The sequence below is a fragment of the Acinetobacter sp. YH16031 genome (assembly GCF_013417335.1).
Lineage (GTDB): Bacteria > Pseudomonadota > Gammaproteobacteria > Pseudomonadales > Moraxellaceae > Acinetobacter.
The window spans coordinates 1-4,252 of record NZ_VPED01000076.1; the positions used below are offsets into that span (position 1 = coordinate 1).

Here is a 4,252-nt window from a genome sequence, read left to right on the forward strand (position 1 = left end):
ATTACTATGACTAAAATTACTGAAAAGATGATTTGTAATTTCTTCATTTTTTAAGTTTTCCTGAAATTAACATAATACACGTTATACGAAGTTGAAAAATTGAGACTATAGCCTTAATTTTTATGTGTTTTTAAAATTTAAAGCCTAGACTTCGGTCTAGGTTTTTTTCATTTCTTATAACAGCCATTATGTTAAATGGGGCGGATTATTCTCATTAATGATCCCAAAAGCTTTTCTCCATGCCTGAGGGCTGGTGCCATATTTTTCACGGAAATTCTTTCTAAATGACACGGTATTATTAAAACCTGAAAGCTCGGTTATCTTTTCGATAGACAAGTTTGTCGTTTCTAAGAGTTCACAACTTAATCTGATTCTTTCAGTATTCAGCCAATCGACTAAGGTCATACCTGTCGCTTTCTTAAAATGCCGTGTGAACGTCCTACGTGTCATATGTGTCCGTTCAGCTAAGCTTTCAATATTATGTTGTAAAGCTAAATTCTTTCTTAAAAAATCAAGTAATAGGTTAATTTGTGCATCTTGGCTCGACTCTGCTACTGGCTGTTCAATAAACTGAGCTTGCCCACCTTCACGGTGAGGCGGAATTACCATTACTCTAGAAACTTTATTTGCAATTTGTGCACTATAGATTTCACGTACCAAGTACAAGCAGCAGTCTAACGCTGCGCCTGTTCCTGCAGAGGTTACGATCCTTTGGTCTTCTACATACAGGGCATCATGATCAAGCTGAACCTGTGGAAATCGCTCACTAAAATCTTGTTCAGCCATCCAGTGCGTAGCTGCTTTTTTATGATCAAGTAAACCAGCATATGCCAATGCATAAGTTCCATAGCATAACCCTACAATTCTAATTCCAGTCTGATATGCACAATTTAGGGCATCGATAAGTACTTGTTCAGGCTCATGATTAAAATCATCCCATCCAGGAATAATAATAAGATCCGACTCTTTAATGAGTTCAATCCCACCATCAGGGATAATCATCATAGACTGTTCTGTTTTTACGGGTTGGCCATCTATAGAAAAAATTTTCAGATCAAATAAGCGTTTATCTTTAATCTTGATATTAAAAATGATATGGGGGATAGAGAAGTGAAATGGATTTATATTGGGATAAACGAATAATCCAATCACTGGTATAGCCATTCAATCTACCTCTCTAAAATAATAAATATAGCATGTTGTCCCAATAGTTTCGATGATTGTCCTTAAGGACAATTTTATTGCTTAATTTTTCCTATCATGATTCGAGTATGACTAAATGATTGGATCTGGAACATGAATAAAATTTTAAGTAGCTCTGTTATTGCACTCTCTCTGGCAATGGCTTCAGTCCATTTATATGCGAATGATAAGGTGGTTCAGCGAGATACTTCTAAAGTTACGCATATACAAGAAATTCGCAATGCAACGATTAAAGTAACCTATGCTGATACAACCTTTTTAATTGACCCAATGTTTGCTAAAAAAGGGTTCTATGAAGGTTTCCCCGATACTCATCGTAGCTATTTACGGAACCCATTAGTCGATTTGCCTATCAAGCCCGAAACGATTTTAGAAGGTGTAGATGCGGTAATCGTGACCCATACCCATTTAGATCATTGGGATGATGCAGCACAAGCGACTATTCCGAAAAACATGCCGTTGTTTGTACAGAATAAAGAAGACCAGAAAATCATTCAGTCACAAGGCTTCAAAGATGTTCGTGTATTAACTCAAGCGACCTTTGAAGGGATTAAGCTCACTAAAACTGGTGGTCAACACGGTACTGATGCCATGTACCGTATTCCTAAGCTTAAAGCTGGATTAGGCGAAGCAATGGGGGTGGTATTTGAAGCTGCTGGTCATGAAACTGTTTATGTAGCAGGAGATACCATCTGGCGTTCTGAAGTTGATCAAGCGATTCAAACATTTAAACCTGATGTGATTGTCTTGAATACAGGTAACGCCTTGGTTGATGGCTTTAAAGAATCCATTATTATGGGCAAAGAAGATACTTATCATGCAACTCAGAAAGCACCAAATGCTAAAGTGGTTGCTGTTCACATGGATGCAATTAACCACATGTCGGTAACACGTGCTGAGCTTGCAGATTACGTAAAGGACAAAGGAATCCAAGATAAGGTTTTAATTCCTATCGATGGTGAAACGCTTTCTTTCTAAAGTGACTTAAAGAAGTGGAAGCATTCCACTTCTTTAAAACATAAGTAGAACAAAACAAATATTAGTTAAGTAAAGGAATAGGTATGTCAAAATCAGCTTTATTAGTTATCGACTTACAAAATGAATATCTACCTACAGGTAAATTACCATTGGTAAATATTGAACAAGCTGCTGCTAATGCAGTGAAAGTAATTGCGAAAGCCCATCAACTGGGTACTCAAGTGATTCATGTGCAACATATTGCTGATGCTGAATCTCCTATATTTGAACCTAGCTCAAATGGTATTGAATTTCAGGACACAGTTAAGCCGCAAGAAGATGAAGCTGTAATCATTAAAAATCACATCAATGCGTTCTTAAATACGAATCTCAAAGAAATTTTAGATAGCAATCAAGTGACTGAGTTAGTCGTGATTGGTGCTATGACGCATATGTGTGTTGATGCTGCTGTTCGTGCTGCTTCTGATTTTGGTTATAAGGTAAAAGTGATACATGATGCTTGTGCAACACTAGACTTGGAATTTAATGGCGTTAAAGTACCTGCTGGTCATGTCCATGCAACATTAATGGCCGCTTTTGAATTTGCATATGCTCAAGTAATATCAACTGAAGATTATGTTAGCTAAAGACTAAGATTTCCTAAAATTAACATAATACACGTTATATGAAGTTGAAAAAGGGAGCTTTAAGCTCCCTTTTTTACTAGTTTTTTTTAAATTGCTAAGCGTAAATTCAGCGCTTTTACCACTTTAATAACAGTATCAAAGCTTGGATTTACATCGCCAGAAAGTGCTTTATAAAGACTTTCTCGGCCTAAACCTGTGTCTCTTGATAATTGAGCCATTCCTTTAGCTTTAGCAATATTACCTAAAGCTTTTGCAATGAATGCCGCATCACCATTAGATTCATCTATACAGGCTTGTAGGTAAGCTTGCATATCTTCTTCTGTTTTAAGATGTTCAGCACTGTCCCATTTACGAAGTTTGATAGCCATTTACAGCTCCTCCTCTAAATCTTGTGCTAGTTGTAGGGCAAGTTTTATATCTTTACTTTGCGTAGACTTGTCTCCGCCTGCTAAAAGAATAACGACCCTTTGCCCTTGCTTACAGTAATAGATCCTGTAGCCAGGTCCAAAGAAGAAACGTAATTCAGAGACACCTTCACCGACTGGTTCAGTATCTCCAAAGTTTCCATCTTCAACCCGATCAATTCGGACTTGTATACGTCTTTTTGCCTGCTGGTCTTTTAACTTAGTAAACCAGTCATCAAAGACTTCAGTGGTATATATTGAGTACATAAGATTAATGTATCCTATAGGATACATTCATGCAAGAAATAAACTTGAATGTATGGGGCTTATAACAGAATTTCGTATAACAACCATTATGTTAAATGCGGGATAAATCAAGATATTTGTTTTATAAATTCAGTTTTATTTCTTGGCGAAACCATGATTGATTCATGAATACCATCTTTTTTATATTCAATTCTTATTCTATCTAAAGATAAAGCTGGAGCTGATAAAGAGTCTGATGTTTCCTCGATCTTTTCAATGCTATTCAATGGAATTTCCCACTTTAAGAAGATACTGTGTATCTTTAATATCTCACCGTCTACAACATAGTATGTTGTTGGAATGGGTAACCAAACCACTAGAGCTAAAGAACTTAAAAGGACGGAAAAAATTATATTTGCATGTAAATTTTGGCTATCAAAATGACTATAGACTAAGGTTAAAAGCAGTAAAGAACTTCCTGTCAAAACTATAATCACCCACCAATCTATTTTTGATTTATATTTTTGCATTATTGAATTTCTCTAAAATTAACATAATACGCGTTATACGAAACGTTTTGTAAAAACCATTTTAAAACAATGTCTTATGGATGTAAAAACAGCATAAGCAGTCACGCTCAGGCTGTTTTAGTGATTTTTCATGTTCCACGATCAATAAATAAACAATGTTCCACGGTTTTGATTAGTCTGATTAAATAGTCCTATCATCCATAGGGCTTGAAAAAACGGCTCCAGAAGCCCCTTTTTTCTGGTTCTGGCTCAATATGTTCAGGGA

General features: G+C 36.1%; 6 protein-coding genes and 1 pseudogene. 2 read left to right on the plus strand and 5 right to left on the minus strand.

The genetic code is table 11. The features are described 5' to 3' along the window. Window positions 1-186 precede the first annotated feature (186 nt). Entirely contained in the window at window positions 187-1,164 is a 978-nt protein-coding gene (locus tag FTV31_RS15680) for a GlxA family transcriptional regulator (RefSeq protein WP_127801075.1), read from the minus strand. Window positions 1,165-1,296: 132 nt separating this feature from the next. On the opposite strand from FTV31_RS15680, the gene FTV31_RS15685 reads away from it, so the two are divergent. Both FTV31_RS15685 and FTV31_RS15690 read left to right on the plus strand, forming a co-directional pair. Beyond that, on the plus strand, window positions 1,297-2,181 hold the full coding sequence (locus FTV31_RS15685) for an MBL fold metallo-hydrolase (protein ID WP_005176778.1): 885 nt from the start codon (window positions 1,297-1,299) through the stop codon (window positions 2,179-2,181). A gap of 83 nt (window positions 2,182-2,264) precedes the next feature. Beyond that, window positions 2,265-2,807 carry a cysteine hydrolase family protein gene (locus tag FTV31_RS15690; RefSeq protein ID WP_044109724.1) on the plus strand — a complete coding sequence of 181 codons (543 nt, stop codon included), beginning with the start codon at window positions 2,265-2,267 and terminating at the stop codon, window positions 2,805-2,807. Window positions 2,808-2,893: 86 nt separating this feature from the next. On the opposite strand, the gene FTV31_RS15695 is transcribed toward FTV31_RS15690, so the two are convergent. From FTV31_RS15695 to FTV31_RS17450, 4 genes and pseudogenes are all read right to left on the minus strand, one after another. Further along, window positions 2,894-3,175, minus strand: a complete 282-nt coding sequence (locus FTV31_RS15695; protein ID WP_000985610.1) for an addiction module antidote protein — start codon at window positions 3,173-3,175, stop codon at window positions 2,894-2,896. Then, complete coding sequence (locus FTV31_RS15700) at window positions 3,176-3,478, minus strand: type II toxin-antitoxin system RelE/ParE family toxin (RefSeq protein WP_000286964.1); 303 nt, start codon at window positions 3,476-3,478, stop codon at window positions 3,176-3,178. It lies immediately after the preceding gene. Window positions 3,479-3,585: 107 nt separating this feature from the next. Further along, window positions 3,586-3,987, minus strand: coding sequence for a PH domain-containing protein (locus FTV31_RS15705; RefSeq protein ID WP_127801924.1), 402 nt, complete (start codon window positions 3,985-3,987; stop codon window positions 3,586-3,588). 194 nt (window positions 3,988-4,181) lie between these two features. Then, window positions 4,182-4,252 (minus strand): annotated as a pseudogene (locus tag FTV31_RS17450) (DNA-binding protein); the annotation flags it as partial.

What these genes read in the sequence shown, in the direction of transcription:
- FTV31_RS15680 (WP_127801075.1), bottom strand. Translation starts at nt 1,164, where the DNA reads ATGGCTATACCAGTGATTGGATTATTCGTTTATCCCAATATAAATCCA.
- FTV31_RS15690 (WP_044109724.1), top strand. Translation starts at nt 2,265, where the DNA reads ATGTCAAAATCAGCTTTATTAGTTATCGACTTACAAAATGAATATCTA.
- FTV31_RS15685 (WP_005176778.1), top strand. Translation starts at nt 1,297, where the DNA reads ATGAATAAAATTTTAAGTAGCTCTGTTATTGCACTCTCTCTGGCAATG.
- FTV31_RS15705 (WP_127801924.1), bottom strand. Translation starts at nt 3,987, where the DNA reads ATGCAAAAATATAAATCAAAAATAGATTGGTGGGTGATTATAGTTTTG.
- FTV31_RS15700 (WP_000286964.1), bottom strand. Translation starts at nt 3,478, where the DNA reads ATGTACTCAATATATACCACTGAAGTCTTTGATGACTGGTTTACTAAG.
- FTV31_RS15695 (WP_000985610.1), bottom strand. Translation starts at nt 3,175, where the DNA reads ATGGCTATCAAACTTCGTAAATGGGACAGTGCTGAACATCTTAAAACA.